Annotated in this window: 17 protein-coding genes; 4 read left to right on the top strand and 13 right to left on the bottom strand. The window is 73.0% G+C overall.

The genetic code is table 11. From position 1 onward, the window contains the following. Nucleotides 1-6: 6 nt before the first annotated feature. From QUG92_RS06215 to QUG92_RS06185, 7 genes are all read right to left on the bottom strand, one after another. Nucleotides 7-729, bottom strand: coding sequence for an ABC transporter ATP-binding protein (locus QUG92_RS06215; protein WP_182045259.1), 723 nt, complete (start codon nt 727-729; stop codon nt 7-9). After that, on the bottom strand, nt 726-1,295 hold the full coding sequence (locus QUG92_RS06210) for a PadR family transcriptional regulator (RefSeq protein ID WP_182045260.1): 570 nt from the start codon (nt 1,293-1,295) through the stop codon (nt 726-728). Before QUG92_RS06210 ends, QUG92_RS06215 begins: the two co-directional genes overlap by 4 nt. A gap of 154 nt (nt 1,296-1,449) precedes the next feature. Further along, entirely contained in the window at nt 1,450-2,331 is an 882-nt protein-coding gene (locus tag QUG92_RS06205) for an aldo/keto reductase (RefSeq protein ID WP_182045261.1), read from the bottom strand. Nucleotides 2,332-2,416: 85 nt separating this feature from the next. Next, nucleotides 2,417-3,001: a YdeI/OmpD-associated family protein gene (locus QUG92_RS06200; protein WP_182045262.1), complete on the bottom strand. Its 585-nt coding sequence runs from the start codon at nt 2,999-3,001 to the stop codon at nt 2,417-2,419. A 27-nt stretch (nt 3,002-3,028) separates the two neighbouring features. Further along, entirely contained in the window at nt 3,029-4,639 is a 1,611-nt protein-coding gene (locus QUG92_RS06195; RefSeq protein ID WP_182045263.1) for an FAD-binding oxidoreductase, read from the bottom strand. Nucleotides 4,640-4,707: 68 nt separating this feature from the next. Then, nucleotides 4,708-5,253, bottom strand: a complete 546-nt coding sequence (locus tag QUG92_RS06190; RefSeq protein ID WP_289458077.1) for an acyl-CoA thioesterase — start codon at nt 5,251-5,253, stop codon at nt 4,708-4,710. Between the two features lie 110 nt (nt 5,254-5,363). Next, nucleotides 5,364-5,597: a hypothetical protein gene (locus QUG92_RS06185; RefSeq protein ID WP_182045265.1), complete on the bottom strand. Its 234-nt coding sequence runs from the start codon at nt 5,595-5,597 to the stop codon at nt 5,364-5,366. 95 nt (nt 5,598-5,692) lie between these two features. On the opposite strand from QUG92_RS06185, the gene QUG92_RS06180 reads away from it, so the two are divergent. Then, nucleotides 5,693-6,679 (top strand): aldo/keto reductase, encoded by a 987-nt coding sequence (locus QUG92_RS06180; RefSeq protein WP_182045266.1) that lies wholly within the window; start codon nt 5,693-5,695, stop codon nt 6,677-6,679. 166 nt (nt 6,680-6,845) lie between these two features. Here QUG92_RS06180 and uraD read toward each other — a convergent pair whose 3' ends face one another. The 3 genes from uraD to QUG92_RS06160 form a co-directional block, all read right to left on the bottom strand. Further along, nucleotides 6,846-7,643 carry a 2-oxo-4-hydroxy-4-carboxy-5-ureidoimidazoline decarboxylase gene (uraD, locus tag QUG92_RS17105; RefSeq protein ID WP_310648873.1) on the bottom strand — a complete coding sequence of 266 codons (798 nt, stop codon included), beginning with the start codon at nt 7,641-7,643 and terminating at the stop codon, nt 6,846-6,848. Nucleotides 7,644-7,695: 52 nt separating this feature from the next. Next, nucleotides 7,696-8,178: an FBP domain-containing protein gene (locus QUG92_RS06165; RefSeq protein ID WP_182045267.1), complete on the bottom strand. Its 483-nt coding sequence runs from the start codon at nt 8,176-8,178 to the stop codon at nt 7,696-7,698. Nucleotides 8,179-8,392: 214 nt separating this feature from the next. Next, nucleotides 8,393-9,031 (bottom strand): SAM-dependent methyltransferase, encoded by a 639-nt coding sequence (locus QUG92_RS06160; RefSeq protein ID WP_289458388.1) that lies wholly within the window; start codon nt 9,029-9,031, stop codon nt 8,393-8,395. 47 nt (nt 9,032-9,078) lie between these two features. Between QUG92_RS06160 and QUG92_RS06155 the strand changes: the two genes are divergently transcribed. Next, the gene (locus QUG92_RS06155) at nt 9,079-9,333 is read left to right on the top strand and encodes a hypothetical protein (RefSeq protein WP_289458076.1); all 255 of its coding nucleotides are present in this window, start codon (nt 9,079-9,081) and stop codon (nt 9,331-9,333) included. Nucleotides 9,334-9,351: 18 nt separating this feature from the next. On the opposite strand, the gene QUG92_RS06150 is transcribed toward QUG92_RS06155, so the two are convergent. The 3 genes from QUG92_RS06150 to QUG92_RS06140 all read right to left on the bottom strand — a co-directional run bounded on the left by QUG92_RS06150 (nt 9,352) and on the right by QUG92_RS06140 (nt 12,954). Continuing rightward, nucleotides 9,352-10,257, bottom strand: a complete 906-nt coding sequence (locus QUG92_RS06150) for a helix-turn-helix transcriptional regulator (protein WP_182045269.1) — start codon at nt 10,255-10,257, stop codon at nt 9,352-9,354. Between the two features lie 149 nt (nt 10,258-10,406). Beyond that, nucleotides 10,407-11,705 (bottom strand): hemolysin family protein, encoded by a 1,299-nt coding sequence (locus QUG92_RS06145; RefSeq protein ID WP_289458075.1) that lies wholly within the window; start codon nt 11,703-11,705, stop codon nt 10,407-10,409. 139 nt (nt 11,706-11,844) lie between these two features. Next, nucleotides 11,845-12,954 (bottom strand): M23 family metallopeptidase, encoded by a 1,110-nt coding sequence (locus tag QUG92_RS06140; protein WP_289458074.1) that lies wholly within the window; start codon nt 12,952-12,954, stop codon nt 11,845-11,847. Nucleotides 12,955-13,116: 162 nt separating this feature from the next. On the opposite strand from QUG92_RS06140, the gene QUG92_RS06135 reads away from it, so the two are divergent. Together QUG92_RS06135 and QUG92_RS06130 are read left to right on the top strand one after the other, a co-directional pair. After that, entirely contained in the window at nt 13,117-13,605 is a 489-nt protein-coding gene (locus tag QUG92_RS06135; RefSeq protein WP_069713170.1) for a hypothetical protein, read from the top strand. A 161-nt stretch (nt 13,606-13,766) separates the two neighbouring features. Further along, nucleotides 13,767-15,977, top strand: a complete 2,211-nt coding sequence (locus tag QUG92_RS06130) for an NADP-dependent isocitrate dehydrogenase (protein WP_289458073.1) — start codon at nt 13,767-13,769, stop codon at nt 15,975-15,977. The last annotated feature ends 200 nt before the right edge of the window (nt 15,978-16,177 follow it).

Raw genomic sequence — 16,177 nt, 5'->3', positions numbered from 1 at the left:
GGCCGCTCACGACGCCGCTCGACCGACGAGCGTCTCGACGCCGGCGTACACCGTCTCGTCGACGACCCGGCCGTCCCGCAGGAACACGATCCGGTCCGCCCATGCCGCGTGCCGCGCGTCGTGCGTGACGAGCAGGGCTCCGGCGCCGTTGTCGACGTGCCGGCGGAGCATCCGCAGGACGACCTCGCCGGTCTGCGAGTCGAGCGCACCGGTCGGTTCGTCCGCCAGCACGAGTCGACGCTCGCCGACCACCCCGCGGGCGATCGCGACGCGCTGCTGCTGGCCGCCGGACAGGTCGTCGGGGAAGGCGGTGGCACGGTGGGACAGCTCGACGTTCTCGAGCGCGAGCTCCGCGGCGCGACGAGCCTTGCTGGCCTTCCAGCCGTCGAGCTCGAGCGGGAGCGCCACGTTCTCGACGGCGGTCAGCGAGGGGATCAGGTTGAAGTCCTGGAAGACGAACCCGATCATCCGGCGACGGAGCGCGGACAGCTCGCGGGACGGGCGGTCGGAGACCCACTCACCGTCGATCCTGACCTCGCCGGAGGTGGGCGGGAGCAGGGTCCCGGCACAGGCGAGGAGCGTGGACTTGCCGGAGCCCGACGTGCCCATGACCGCGACCATCTCACCGCGCGCGACGCGCAGGTCGACACCTGCCAGGGCGGTCACCGCGTTGGCGCCGCCGCCGTACTGGACGCTGACGGCGTCGAGCTCGAGGAGCGGGGCGGTCATCGTGCTTGCTCCGCGGTGCGCACCGATGCGACGTCCGTGACGGAGGCGGGTGGCGGCATGTGCCGGGTGACGGCCGACTCGACGTGGTCCAGCCAGCGCACCTCGGCCTCCGCCTGGAACACCATCGACTCGAGGACGAGCGACCACGCGAGGTCGGTCGCGGGGTCGGCGGAGCGCTTGAGCCGCGTCAGGTCCTGCAGGGTGCCGAGGGCGGCGGAACGCTGCACCTGCACCAGCCGCGGGACGTCGACACCGGGCACGGTCACCGCGAGGGCGAACTTGATCGCGAGCTCGTCGCGCCCGCGCTTCGCCGGCACCGGCTCGCTGAACCAGCGGGCGACCGCCTCGCGACCCGCGTCGGTCGCCGTGTAGACGACGTGTCCGTCGTCGTCGGCGTCGCCGCGGGCCACGAGACCGTCGCGCTCCAGACGGTCGAGCGTCGTGTAGACCTGGCCGATGTTGAGCGGCCAGCTCCCCCCGGTCCGTTGCTCGAACTCCCCCCGGAGCTGGTACCCGTACCCGGGTCCTCCCACCAGCAGCGCGAGCACGCCCATCCGTACGCTCATGACTTCCCCCTCGTACCGTCGGAGGCATACTCCGTATGCCCATACCGAGTATGCACAAGCAGACCGGCAGCAGGCAAGTCACGAATCGGCCACGAACGGACGGGAGGCGCGGTGCCAGCCGGCACCGCGCCTCCCGTCCGTCGATTGGTGGGGACTACTCGCCCAGCTTCGACAGCTCCTCGAACTCCGCGTCCGTCAGTTCGATGGTCGCGCCCTGCAGGTTGTCCTCGAGGTGGTCGACGCTCGAGGTCCCCGGGATCGGCAGCATCACCGGCGAGCGCTTGAGCAGCCACGCGAGCGCGACCTGCGCCGGCGTGGCGTCCTTCTCCTCCGCGAGCTCGGTGAGCGGCGAGTCCGTGCCGGTCAGCCCACCCGTGGCGAGGGGGAACCACGGGATGAAGCCGATGCCCTGCTCCTCGGACCAGTCGAGGAGCTCCTCGGCCGAACGGTCGGTCAGGTTGTAGAGGTTCTGGACGGTGACGATCTCGGCGTGCTCCTGCGCGGCCTTGACGTCGTCGACGGACACCTCGGACAGACCGATGTGGCGGATCTTGCCCTCGTCCTGCAGCTTCTTCAGCTCGCCGATCTGGTCCTCGAGCGGGACCTTCGGGTCGATGCGGTGCAGCTGGAACAGGTCGATGCGCTCGAGCCCGAGGCGGCGGAGGCTCATCTCGGCCTCCTGGCGGAGGTACTCCGGGCGGCCGACCGGCGGCCACTCGTTCGGGCCGGTACGGGTGAGGCCGGCCTTGGTGGCGATGACGATGTCGTCGCCGTAGGGGTGCAGCGCCTCGCGGAGGAGTTCCTCGGCGACGTACGGGCCGTAGGAGTCGGCGGTGTCGAAGAAGTCGACGCCGAGCTCGACGGCGCGCTTGAGCACGCGGACGGCCTCGTCGTGGTCCTTCGGCGGCCCCCAGACGCCCGGGCCGGTGAGCTGCATGGTGCCGTAGCCGAGGCGGTGGACCTCGAGGTCGCCGCCGATGCGGAACGTGCCCGATGCGGCGGCAGGACGGTTCGTGGTGTCGGTACCAGTGGTCATGGATCCGGTCTACGCCCGTGCCGTGACCCGTTCCTGGGTCGGTGTCCCCCTGGTCACCGCCGACCAGCGGCAACCGGCGACGGCCCTACCGCGTCGGGCGGGGGTACGGGGCGTCGCCGACGGCGAGGCCGGCGACGAGCTTCGCGATCCGGTTTGCCCGGGCGGTGTCGCTCGGAGCGGTCACCACCCGGTGCAGCACGGCGTAGCGGTTCGTGCCGTCGAGGTCGGCGAACAGGGCGGCGGCGGCCGGCGACGCGTCGAGGGCGGCCCGGAGGTCGTCGGGCACGGCGACGGACGCGGCACCGGCGTAGGCGCGGTCCCACCGACCGTCGGCCCGCGCGCGGTCGACCTCGGCACGGCCGCGGTCCCGCATGCGCCCGGCGTCCTCGAGTGCCGCGACGAGGCCGACGTTCCGCTCGGACCAGAGCGACGCCCGGCGGCGCGGGGTGAACCGCTGGCGGAACGTCGCCGTGTCGCGACCGCGCTTCTGGCCGTCGATCCACCCGGAGCACAGTGCCTCGTCGAGGGCCTGGTCGTACGTCAGCGTCGTCGGCTCCGTGGTGCCCTTCTTCGCGAGGACGAGCCAGACGCCGTCCGGGTCGTCCTCGTGCGCGTCGAGCCACGTGCGCCACGCGGCGGCGTCCGGCAGCACGAGGTCCTCGTCGTCCATGCGGTCATCGTAGGACGGCGGTCCGGCTCAGACCCAGTGGGGCTGGTCGAGCAGTCCGTCGGGATCCGCCTGCTCGGCGATGCGGTGCAGGCGCGAGGTGTTCACGTCGAAGTACGCCGACGGGTCGGTGATCGCCGCGTCGCAGTAGTTGGCGTAGGCACCGGTCCCCCAGGCCGGCTCCATGGCCTGCCGGAACCCGCGGACGTAGGCGTCGAAGGGGGCGGGGTCCGCGCCGTCGGCGAACACCGCGGTGTACTGCACGGTCATCAGCGCGTCCCGCCAGGGGAAGGCCGAGTCGGTGCGTCCGACGTCGGCGACGGCACCGCCGAGGGCGTCGAGGGCGACGCCGCCCTCCCGGTTGCCCGCGACGTCCCCCGCGGCGGCCGCCTGGCGGACGAGGACCGCGATCTCCGCCCCGGTGAGCTTCCGCGTCCCGATCGACGAGGTGGCCGCCTCGGACACCCGCTGGGGCGTCCCGGCGAGGCGGACCACGGCAGCGCCGTACGTCAGCTCGTCGGCGGTGTGGGACGTCGGCGTCGCACCGGTCGCTGCGACGAACGCGTCGACGGATGCGTCGGCGCCGCGCTCCGGCCCCGTCCAGACGCCGGTGACGGTGACCGTCGGTGCGCTGTGCCGCGTCCCGTTCAGCAGTTTCAGGGTCGACCAGAGCCGGCGGTCCGCGACCGGCGCCCAGTCCTGCCAGGCCCGCACCACCGCGGCCGCGGCGGACCACGGGAACACGATGCTGAACAGCAGCACCGGTGGCGCGGACTGCGTCCGGAAGGTCATCGAGGTGACGACGCCGACCGTCCCGCCACCGCCGCCGCGGCAGGCCCAGAACAGGTCGGGCTCCGCCGTCGCCGACACCTCGTGCACCCGGCCGTCCGGGGTGACGAGCGTGACACCGGTCAGCTGGTCGCAGGTGAGGCCGGAGGACCGGACGAGCACGCCGACACCGCCGCCGAGCGTGAGTCCGCCGATGCCGACCGTCGGGCACGAGCCGGAGCCGATCGCCCGTCCGGCACGGGCCAGGGTCGCGTAGACGTCCGCCAGTCGGGCACCGGGGCCGATCGTCGCGGTGTCGCCGTCGACTCGGACGTCGTCGAGGTCCTGCGTGCTGATCACCAAAGACCGGGGGACGTCGGTGCCCGGTGCGCCGCCCGCCGACCACCCGGTGTAGGAGTGCCCGCCGGAGCGCAGCGCGACCGGTGTACGGGTGTTCCGGGCGAACGCCAGGGCTGCCTGCACGTCACCGACGCCCGCGACGCGCAGCACGGCCTGCGGGTCGGCGTCGTCGTAGCGGGGGTTCTGCAGCACGCGGGCGGCGTCCCAGCCGGACGACCCCGACCGGAGCAGGGTGCCGGTGACGACGGCGGCGAGGGCGTCCCAGGAGTCCGGGCCGCCTGGGGTCGGCGAGGACGACGGGGTACCGGTGCCGGTGGAGGGTGCGGCCGATCCGGGCCCGGACGGCCTCGGGCTGCCGGACGGAGCGGGATCGGGCCGGGAACACGCGGCGAGCACCCCGGCGACGCCGAGGCCGATCCCGCCGGCGAGCACCGTCCGGCGCGTGGCCCGCCGGCTCCGGTCGTCGCGGTCGTCGTCGCGCGGTCGGTCGTCGCGTGGTCGCTCCTGCTGCACGCGACCTGTCTACGCCTCCGCCGCGCGCCGGCCATCGTCCGCGCGGAGGACACGGCGTGGCCGACCGGTCAGCGCACCTCGCTGCTGCTGATCCGCACGGCGTCGGCCCATGCGTGCACCCACGCGGGCAGGGTGAGGTCCCGCGTGGTGCCGCCCGTCGCGGCGACGAGCTCGTCCGGCGTGACCGCGCCGCCGGTCCGGCGGAGGAACCGCGCCTGCACGACCGCCCGGGCGACGACGGCGCCGTGGCGCACGAACGTCTGCTCCATGTACACCGCACGCTCGTCGACGCCGAGCACCCGCGTGTGCAGCGTGAACCGCTGACCGAGCGTCAGGGACCGCTTGTACGTGATGGTCTGCGCGGCGACGACCGCGTACCAGCCCCGTCGCGCTGCCTCCTGCCAGAAGCCGGACCGGAAGAGCAGGTCGTACCGCCCCAGGTCGAGCATCGCCAGGTACTTGCCGTTGTTGACGTGGCGCAGGGTGTCGAGGTCCGTCGGAACGACGCGGAACGGCGTGCGCGCCTCGCCCCACAGCGAGGGTCGCCGTCCTGGTCGCGCGCCGGCCAGTCGGACACGCACGGCGAGCAGGAACAGCCGGAGGTACAGGTTCACGTGCCGATCCCACCAGGAGCCGGCCCCGCCGTCGAGCCCGTTGGAGGAAGCGGACGAGCGTCACGGTGCCGAGTGCAACACGGTGCACCCGACCCTCCAACCGGCCGCGGTCAGCCCAGCGGTCCGCCGGCGCCGCCGGTGATCCCCGGGTGTGCGGCCTTGGCCGTCCCCTCGGTGACCGCGTGGGCGGCCGATGCCTCGGTCATCGCGCGCTCGCCGACGCGCGGGTCGACGGGCTCCAGGTGCGACAGCGCCCGGCGGCGTCGGACGTTCTGCACCTCGAGCACCACGAGCAGGGCGGCGATGACCACCACGACGGCGATGACGATCACGAAGACGATCACGGCGTTCCCCTTCCGCACGGACCCCCTGTCCGTCCTGACAGCGTAGCCGTGGTGGTACCCCCCTGGCGAGGAGTCGCCGGGAGTAGACCGGCACCATGCAGACACGCAAGCTCGCAGACCTCGAGGTCGGTCCGATCGGCCTCGGCACCATGGGCATGAGCGCCTTCTACTCGGGCGCCGGCTCCGACGACGACGAGTCGATCCGCACGATCCACCGCGCGATCGACCTCGGCGTCACCCTCTTCGACACCGCCGAGGCCTACGGCCCGTACACGAACGAGGACCTCCTCCGCCGTGCCCTGGGCGACCGCCGCGACCAGGTCGTCATCGCCACGAAGTTCGGCCTCTACCGGCACGAGGCCGGCGAGGAGACGCCGACCCAGCAGCGCGGCATCTCGAGCGCCCCGGAGTCCGTCCGCGAGGCCCTCGAGGGATCGCTCCGCCGCCTCGGCACGGACCACATCGACCTCTACTACCAGCACCGCGTCGACCCGGACGTCCCGATCGAGGACGTCGTCGGCCAGCTCGCCGGCTTCGTGCAGGAGGGCAAGATCCGGCACATCGGCCTGTCCGAGGCGTCGGCGGCCACCATCCGCAAGGCCCACGCCGTGCACCCCATCACCGCGCTGCAGAGCGAGTACTCGCTGTGGACGCGCGACCCCGAGGGCGACGTGCTCGACACCCTCCGCGAGCTCGGGATCGGCCTGGTGCCCTACTCCCCGCTCGGCCGCGGCTTCCTCACCGGGGCCATCACGAAGCCGTCCGACCTGGACGACGACGACTTCCGGAAGCAGAACCCCCGCTTCCAGCAGGAGGCCTTCGCGGAGAACATGCGGATCGTCGACGAGGTCAAGGAGATCGCGGACGAGGTCGGCGCGAAGCCGGGGCAGGTCGCGCTCGCCTGGCTGCTCGCGCAGGGCGACGACGTCGTCCCGATCCCCGGGACGAAGCGGGTCTCGCGGCTCGAGGAGAACGTCGGCGCAGCCGACGTCTCGCTCTCCGCCGACCAGCTCGCGCGCCTGTCGGCGCTGCCCGTCCCGACCGGCGACCGCTACCCCGACATGTCGTCCATCGGTCGCTGACGCGACCAGGAGGCGGACTGGAGGCCCGTGGCGACCCCGCCACGGGCCTCCCGTCCGTCCCGCCGCCGGCCGCTCCCGCGAGACTCGGCTCCGCGGACACGTTCGCGGCACCTGGACCGCGAACGTGTCCGCCTGGGCGAGGCTCGGCCGCCGGCCGACCGCCTGGTCAGCTGCCGCGGTAGGTGCTGTAGGCGAAGGGGCTGAGCAGCAGGGGGACGTGCAGGTGGTCGGTCCCGGACACCGTGAACGCCACGACGACGTACGGGTGGAACGACGGGACACCGGTCGCACGGTGGTGGGCGCCCGTGTCGAACCGGAGTTCCAGTTCGCCCTGCGGCAGCACGTCCGGACCGAGCCCGGCGCGGCCGTCCGCGTCGGTCTCGCCGGTCGCCAGGACCTCGCCCTCGGCCGTCCGCAGCGTCAGCGCGACACCTGCGGCCGGGGTGCCGGTCCGGGCGTCGAGCACGTGCGTGGTGAGGTGCGGGACGCCGAAGGTCGCCCGGATGCGGTGCACGGCGATGTCGGCGAGGGCGGCGGTGGCCTCGGCGACCTCGGGTTCCGGGTCCCCGGCGAGCCGCCGTTCGAGTTCGGCGAGGAGCTCCTCCGGCGTCCGACCGGCAGCACGCACGAGGAAGACCCGGCCGAACCGCTCCTCGTACGCGGCGTTCCCGCGGGCGATCGCCGCCGCGACGTCGTCCTGCGCCGTGGCCATCGCCCCCTGCTCACGGGCGGACGTCGGCTCGGTGGTGCGCTCGCCGATGCGGGGGTGCTCGGCGAGCGCGGTGTCGAGGTCCGTCGCGGTCCACGCTGCCGCCGCCTCGGTCGCCGCCGCGACGAGCGTCGGGACCGACCGGTACGGGCGTCCGGCCACGAGGGCGTCGGCCCACGCGGGGACCGCTGCCCACCCCAGGGCGGTCGTCCGGGCGTCGGCGGCGGGGGCGGAGTCGAAGTCGCTGAGGTCCACGCGCCTCACCCTAGGCAGACCGCGTTACGCGGGCGTTTCGGGTGCCCGGGCGTCAGAGCTCGGTGACGAAGGACGCCGCGCGCAGCTGCAGGTCCTCGATCCGGCGCAGGCGGGCGGCCTCGACGTCGAACCCCTCGTACGCCGGCGGCACCGGGCGCCGGACGTTCCGGGAGCACTCGAAGTCCTGGCAGACCAGTGTCCCGACGGTGTTCCCGTTCCGACCGGCCTTGCCCGAGCGCTTCGCGGCGGAGAACACGACGTCGTTCGGCAGCGTGACGTCCTGGCACCACGAGCACTGCGCCCGTGACCGCGGCGACGCCTCGGCCTGCCGGAACAGCACGCCGACGAGGTCGCCCTCGAGCGTGGGCACGACCGCGTACGAACGCCGGGGGGTCTTCGGGTCGCGCCAGCCGAGGAAGTCGAGCGCCTCCCAGTCGAGGGAGTCGAGGTCGGCGGGCAGGGTGAGGTCGGTGACCTCCTTGCGGGAGGCGTTGACGAAGGAGGAACGGATGGTCTTCTCGCTGATGGGCAGCACAGTGTGGTCGCTCTCGACGGGGCCCGGGCGCGAGTGCGCCGCGCGGGACGAGGGGGTGGGTGGTCAGGGTTCGACGACGGCGGCCGTGCCGGACGGCACAGCCGGGGGCGTCACGCCCTGATGCCGGCGCTCCGGGCGCCGACCACCTCCTGCTGACTCACGTGTCCAGCCTACGACGACGTGTCAAGCCGGGCGTGTCGCGCCGGCAGCCCGGTCAAGCGCCAGGCCGCAGCAGGACGACCGACCCGTCGAGCGCGGGCTGCCGACGGAGCGCACCGTGGCGCGCGTCCCACTCGCCCGACGTGAGCGCGTTCCGCAGGGCGGCGATCGATCGGCGAGCGGTCAGGTCGTCGACCAGGCTCCACGCGGGGTCGGCGGCCCGGACGTCGGCGTCGAGGAGCCGTTCCGGCCGCGCGTAGTAGCCCTCACCGAAGCCGTCCACGCACGTGAACGGCACCGGCAGGCGCACGACGTCGACGGACGGCCCGACGAGCGTCACCAGCCGGTCGATCGTCGGCAGCGTGGCGGCCTCGGCGGCGACCACGTCGGGTGCATACTCGGCGAGCCACCCGGCACGGAGGCGGTCCGGGTCGCGCGCGAGCACCACGACACGGCCACCGGTGGGCAGCGCGACTGCGGCGAGCGTGTCCTCGGCCGGGAAGGTCAGCAGCGTGGCATCGGCATCCCCGTCGGCGACGAGCTCGCGGTCCGCGGGCACGTACGAGACCGGGCCCCCTCGGACCTCGCGCACGGTGCGGGCGTCACCGAGGGCCTTCGCGACCGCGCGGACGAACGTCGGCTCCGGGCGGCGGTACCGACGCAGGAGCGACGCTCGGTCCTCGTCCGTCGGCATCGTCGTCACCGCCCCACCCTACGGAGGCTCCCTGCTAGCGTCGACGCATGGTCTCCGGGGGATTCGCCGTCGTCAGCTTCGTCTACCTGGGTGTCGTGCTGCTGGCGCTCGTGCTCGTCGTCGCACTCGTCGTGCTCGTGTTCGCCGCGATCCGCGTGCTGTGGCTGACGGCGACCGAGAAGGAGCTGCGGATCGATCGGCTCCGTGTCGACGCGCTCGTCGACACGCTCGGCGACGAGGGCACCGACGGTCCCGGCGTCACCGGCGCCCCGGACCGGCCGTCGGGCCCGACGGCCTCCTGACGAGGACCCACCCGACGCTCAGTCGGCCTGCTCGGCGTCGCCCGCGCGCACGGCGGCGAGCCGCTCGGACCGTTCCGTCGCGGCCCAGGTCCCCAGCAGCGCCAGCGACCGCTCGGACTCGCTGCCCGGCTCCGCCGAGTACGTGAACATCGTCAGACCGGGGTCCGCGACGAGCTCGAGCGCCTCGAAGTCGAGCTGCAGTTCGCCGACTATCGGGTGTGCGATCCGCTTGCCGCCCCGTCGGTGCATCCGCACGTCGTGCGCTGCCCACCAGGACCGGAACTCCTCGCTCCGCGTCGACAGCTCGCCGACGAGCGTGACCAGGCCCGGCTCGCAGGGGTTCGCCACCGCGGCGGCCCGCAGCACGGCGACGGCCTCGCGCGCCGTGGCCGCCCAGTCCGGGAAGAAGTCGCGGGCGGCGGGGTCGAGGAAGGTGAACCGTGCGGTGTTCACCGGTCGGCCGGGGCCCGCGAACATCGGCGCGTACAGCGCGCGGCCCAGCTCGTTCGTCGCGACGACGTCGCCGCGCTCGTTGCGCACCCACGCGGGGGCACCGGTGATCGCGTCGAGCAGGCGCTGCACGCCCGGACGCACCCGGGTCGGGACGTTCCGGTGCATGACCTTGACCCCGGCGTTCGCCAGCCGGGCGAGGTCGAACAGGTGCACGCGTTCGTCCTCGTCGAGCTGCAGGGCGCCGGCCAGGCCCTCGAGCACGCTGTCCGAGACGCCCTTCAGCGAGCCACGCTCGAGTCGCGTGTAGTAGTCGACGCTCACGCCGGCGAGCATCGCGACCTCGTGCCGACGCAGGCCCGGCACGCGACGCACCCCTCCGCCGAAGGACGGCATGCCGACCTCGTCCGGGGTGAGCCGCGCCCGCCGCGAGGACAGGAAGTCACGGATCTCGTTGCGCACGTCGATACCCATGGGCACGAGCGTACGTGGCCGGACCCGAGCGGCGACAGGCACCAGCGGTACCCGTGGACGGCGCGGCCGTCGCGGTGGGAGGTGACCGGAACGCGGACGGGAGGCACGGTGCCCGCCCGCACCGCGCCTCCCGTCCGGCGGTGACCCGGCTACACGGCCGGCGGGGCCGTGCGTGCCGGTCCGGCCGGAGCCGCCGCGGCAGCGGGCGTCACCCGGACGCGCGCGACGCGGTGGCCGTCCATCTCGGTGACCTCGAGCCGGTGCTCGCCGACGTCGACGACGTCGCCGACCTCCGGCACCCGGTCGAGGTGGACCTGCACGAGGCCACCCACGGTCTCGTAGTCGCCGTCCGGCAGCTGCGGGCCGCCGTCCGCGGCCAGGTCCTCGAGCACGGTGGCACCGTCGATCCCGTCCGACTCGGCGGCCGGCGGGTCGTACTCGTCCCGGATCCGGCCGACCAGGTCCTCGAGCAGGGCCTCGAGCGTGACCATGCCGGCGCTGCCGCCGTACTCGTCGACGACGAGGGCGATCTGGTGGCCGTCGGTCCGCATGTCGGCGATCGCGCTCGACAGCGACTTCGTCTCGGGCATGGCGAGGACGGGCCGCACGAGGGTCGACACGGACGCGGCCGGGTCGGCCGGCCGGAGCAGGTCCCGCAGGTGCACGAAGCCGGCGACGTCGTCGCGCGAACCCTCGGTGACCAGGTAGCGGGTGTGCCCCTCCTCGATGGCGTGGTCCGTGGCCTCGGCGATGGACACCGACGCGTCGATCGTGGACACGTCGTACCAGGGCCGCATCGACTCGCGCAGGATCCGGTCGCCGGCGTCGAGCGCGCTCCGGGCGATGCGGCGGCCCTGCGCGTCGATGGCGTCGTGGTCCTCGACCAGGCCGCGGAGCTCCTCGGTGCTCATCGACTCGCTGCGGGCGTTCGGGTCGCCGCCGAGCAGCCGGACCACGGCGTTCGTGGTCGCCGACAGCACCCAGATGACCGGGCGCATCACGATCGCGAAGCGGTCCAGCGTCGGGGCGACCGCCATCGAGAAGCCCTCGGCGCGCTGCAGCGCGAGGCGCTTCGGCACGAGTTCACCGAAGACGAGCGACAGGTACGCGATGACGAGGGTCATGAGCACGAGGGCCACGGCCTCGGCGGCACCCTGGTCGAGTCCGAGACCCGACAGCAGCGGCGCGACGTCCGGCGCGATCGAGGACGCACCGTAGGCGGCGGAGAAGAACCCGGCGACCGTCACACCGATCTGCACGGCGGACAGGAAGCGGTTCGGGTCACGACCGAGGGCAGCGACCCGGGCCCCGCGGCTGCCACGGCGTTCGAGCTGCTGGAGCTGCGACTCGCGGAGCGACACGAGGGCGATCTCGGCGGCGGCGAACACGCCACCGACGAGCACGAAGAGGATGACGAGCCCGAAGGCGATCCAGGTGTCGGCGTCCATCAGCGGGACACCACCGAGGGTCGACGACGGGCGGGCGGTCTGTGGTGATCGTCCATGCTGTGATTGTGCACAGGTTGGCTGGGAGGCAGCCGCGTCGGTGCTGCGCGGGCGCTGGGCATCCGGCGAGCGTCCGACCGGGTCAGGTGGTGAGCGAGCGACCGATCCGCGCTTCGAGCCAGGCCTCGGGGTCGATGGGCGTCACGCCGTCCATCAGGACCTCGAGGTGCAGGTGTGCACCCGTCGAGACGCCCGAGGAGCCGACGCTGCCGATGAACTGCCCGGCCGCCACGGTGTCGCCGGCCCGGAGGGGCGACGACCCGGGGATCATGTGGCCGTACAGGGTCGAGACCCGGCGTCCGTCGATCACGTGGTCGATGATCACGGTGTTGCCGTAGGAGAAGTACGTGCCCGAGACCCGGACGGTCCCCGCCGCCACGGCGCCGATGGGAGCGCCCATGCCGGGGTTGAAGTCGAGTCCCTGGTGGAGCGAGGAGCACGCGCCGCACGGGGCCGCGCGGTAGCCGAAGCCGGAGCTCATCCGGACCGGACCCGGGAACGGCGAGCGGACCTCGCCGCCGGCGGAGACGGAGCCGTCGGCCCCCACGCCGTCGGCCGAGCCGCCGGTGGCCGCGACGACGACCTTCTGGGCCTCGTTGACGGTGAAGTCGTCACGGTCGAGGGCGCTCGCCGTGACCGCCTGGGTGACGGCGTAGTCCTGGGTGCGGACCTGCGGCGCGAGGGTGGAGGTCGCGGTCGACGTGCCGGCGCTGGCGTGCGCGGGCATCGCGGACGCGGCGAACATGGCCAGGGCGGCGGCGGCGCTCGTCAGGGTGATGCGGCTCGCGCGGTTCGAGCGGGACGTGCGGGGCGCGCGGACGGTGGTGGCGGTCGTGATCGCGGCGGGGCGGCGGCGGACGACCTTCGTGATGCGGGCATCGACGTGCTCGGTGGCCACGCGCGCCGTGGTCGCTCGTCGACCGGGCCGGCTCTCCGTGGGGAGCACCTGCGGCGCTGCTGCTGCCTCGGCTGGTGCCGGTGCCGGCTCGGCTGCGGTGGTCGCTGCGGTGTCCGGAGCGACCGCCGCGGCGGTGGCGGGCAGGACCGCCGTGCTGCGCGGGGAGCGGGGAGCGCGGGCGCGTCGGGCGGGCTTCCTGGCTGCTGCGCGCTCGGCCTCGAGGGCAGCGCGACGGGACAGGTGCACGACCGGGGTCTCCGGCGGCTGCTGGTCGGTGTCGTGTGTCGTCGTCATGGCCGCAGACCATTCTGCACGAGTCTGTCGCTTTGTACAGGCCTTTCCGTGATCTCCTCGTTACACAACGGCTGACAGTCCGCTGACGCGTCACCCTGCCTGCGGACCCGCTGGGCGACGGATCGGTAGTGTCTGGGTCCAGCGACCGGAAGGACCTGCGCCATGGCCCGAACGCCGCGGGAACGGCACGAACCCATCGACCTCGCGACCGCCGAGGTCGTGCTCGCCGGGACGCAGGACCTGTTGCCGGTGCTCCGGACGTCCGCCGTGCGGGCCGGCGTCGACGCGTCGCGGATGCGGGTCGTCGGGGTCGACGACGTGCACGAGGTCGCTGACCACGCGGACGCGGACCTCGCGGTCATCGCCATCCGCCGCCCGGGCGAGGACCCGGCGTTCCACCGCGCGCAGGAGACAGCCGAGCTCATCGCGCCGTTGCTCGCCCCCCACGCCGTCCGGATCGTCGTCACGGTGTCCGGTGTGACCCGCCTCGCGCCGAAGGTCGAGCGCACGCTCACGTCCGAGGTCCTGCACCAGATCGGGATCGCGTCCGCCACGTCCGGGTTCAAGCGTCCGTTCCGGAGCATGCGCACGCGGCTCGGCACGGCGGGACTCCGTGCCGCCGGCGTGCGCGTGTTCCGCATCACCGTCTGACGCGTCGCCGTCTGACGCGTCGCCGTCTGACGCATCACCGTCTGACGCGTCGGGGGCCAGCCTGGCTGTCGCCGGAGGGCCCATGTATCTTGATGTCGAGACATCCCGCGCCGCGAGTAGCGTGGACGTACCGACGGTCGAACAAGGGAGTACCCGCCAGCATGGCCAAGATCATCTACACCCTCACGGACGAGGCACCGTTCCTCGCCACCCACTCGTTCCTGCCGGTCGTCGAGGCGTTCGCACGCACCGCGGGGGTCGACGTCGAGACCCGCGACATCTCGCTCTCCGGCCGGATCATCGCGCAGTTCCCGGAGCGGCTCAGTGACGAGCAGCGCCTGGACGACGCCCTGGCCGAACTCGGCGAGCTCGCGAAGCAGCCCGAGGCGAACATCATCAAGCTGCCGAACATCTCGGCGTCGATCCCGCAGCTCAAGGCCGCGATCAAGGAGCTCCAGGCGCAGGGCTACGACCTGCCCGCCTACCCCGACGAGCCCACCACGGACGAGGAGCGCGACGTCCGCGCCCGCTACGACCGCACCAAGGGCAGCGCCGTGAACCCGGTGCTCCGCGAGGGCAACTCGGACCGCCGCGCACCGCTCTCCGTGAAGAACTACGCGAAGAAGCACCCGCACCGCATGGGTGCCTGGAGCCACGACTCGGGGACGAACGTCGTGACGATGGGCAAGGACGACTTCCGCTCGAACGAGCAGTCGTGGATCGCGCCGGCCGACGACTCCCTGACGATCGAGTTCGTGGCGGCCGACGGCGAGACCACCGTGCTCAAGCAGGCGGTCCCCGTCCTGGCGGGCGAGGTCGTCGACGGCACCGTGCTGCACGTCCGCGCGCTCGAGGCATTCCTCCGCGACCAGATCGCCGCCGCACAGGAGCAGGGCGTGCTGTTCTCGGTGCACCTCAAGGCCACGATGATGAAGGTCTCCGACCCGATCATCTTCGGCCACGTCATCCGCGCGTTCTTCCCGAGCGTCTTCGAGCGCTTCGGCGCCGACCTCGCCGCCGCCGGCCTGAACCCGAACGACGGCCTCGGCTCGATCCTCGCCGGGCTCGACAGCGTGCCGAACGGTGCCGAGATCAAGCAGGCGTTCGCCGACGGCATCGACGCCGGCCCCGAGCTCGCCATGGTCGACTCGGACAAGGGCATCACGAACCTGCACGTGCCGAGCGACGTCATCGTCGACGCCTCGATGCCCGCGATGATCCGCACCTCCGGCCACATGTGGGGCCCGGACGGCGAGGAGCACGACACCCTCGCGGTCATCCCGGACTCGAGCTACGCCGGCATCTACCAGGCCGTCATCGAGGACTGCCGTGCCAACGGCGCCTTCGACCCGTCGACCATGGGCTCGGTGCCCAACGTCGGACTCATGGCACAGAAGGCCGAGGAGTACGGCTCGCACGACAAGACGTTCGAGCTGCCGGCCGCCGGCAAGGTCCGCGTCGTCACCAGCTCCGGCGAGACTGTCATCGAGCACGACGTCGAGCAGGGCGACATCTGGCGCGCCTGCCAGACCAAGGACATCGCGATCCGCGACTGGGTGAAGCTCGCCGTCACCCGTGCCCGTGCCACCGGCTCGCCCGCCGTGTTCTGGCTCGACGAGACCCGCGCCCACGACGCGAACCTCATCGGGCTCGTCCGGACGTACCTCGGCGACCACGACACCGACGGCCTGCAGATCGAGGTCATGGCGCCCGAGGACGCCATGCGCTTCTCGCTCGAGCGCATCCGCCGCGGCGAGGACACCATCTCGGTCACGGGCAACGTGCTCCGCGACTACCTCACCGACCTGTTCCCGATCATGGAGCTCGGCACCTCGGCGAAGATGCTCTCCGTCGTCCCGCTCCTCGGTGGCGGCGGCCTGTTCGAGACCGGTGCCGGCGGTTCGGCCCCGAAGCACGTGCAGCAGCTCGTCGAGCAGGACTACCTGCGCTGGGACTCCCTCGGTGAGTTCCTCGCGCTCGCGGTGTCGTTCGAGCACCTCGCCGGCGTGACCGGGAACGCCCGGGCGAAGGTCCTCGCGGACACGCTCGACCGCGCCACGGGCACGTTCCTCGACGAGGACAAGTCCCCGGGTCGCAAGCTCGGCTCGATCGACAACCGCGGCAGTCACTTCTGGCTGGCGAAGTACTGGGCCGACGAGCTCGCCCGGCAGACCGAGGATGCCGAGCTCGCAACGGCCTTCCGCAGCCTGGCGTCGACGCTGGACGAGCAGGGCGAGACGATCGTCCAGGAGCTCGTCGCCGTGCAGGGGAAGCCCGCCGACATCGGCGGCTACTACCGCCCCGACAGCGCCAAGACGAACGCCGTGATGCGGCCGTCCGCCACGTTCAACGAGGCGCTCGCCACCCTGTAGACGCGCACCGACGACGGACGGGAGGCGCGGTGCCGGCTGGCACCGCGCCTCCCGTCCGTCGTCGTGCCGCCTGCCCCGCCGCCGCCGCGCACTCGAGGTTCCCGAATTCTGCACTCTCGAGGCAGATCCAGCGCTCGAGCGGAACCTCGACGAACCTGAGCGGCAAGTCGTGGAACCTCGGCGGTCGGAGGCCGCGCGCC

The organism is Curtobacterium citri, from assembly GCF_030362955.1.
GTDB classification, from domain to species: Bacteria; Actinomycetota; Actinomycetes; order Actinomycetales; family Microbacteriaceae; genus Curtobacterium; species Curtobacterium citri.
This window is presented reverse-complemented; position numbering and strand designations above follow the sequence as displayed.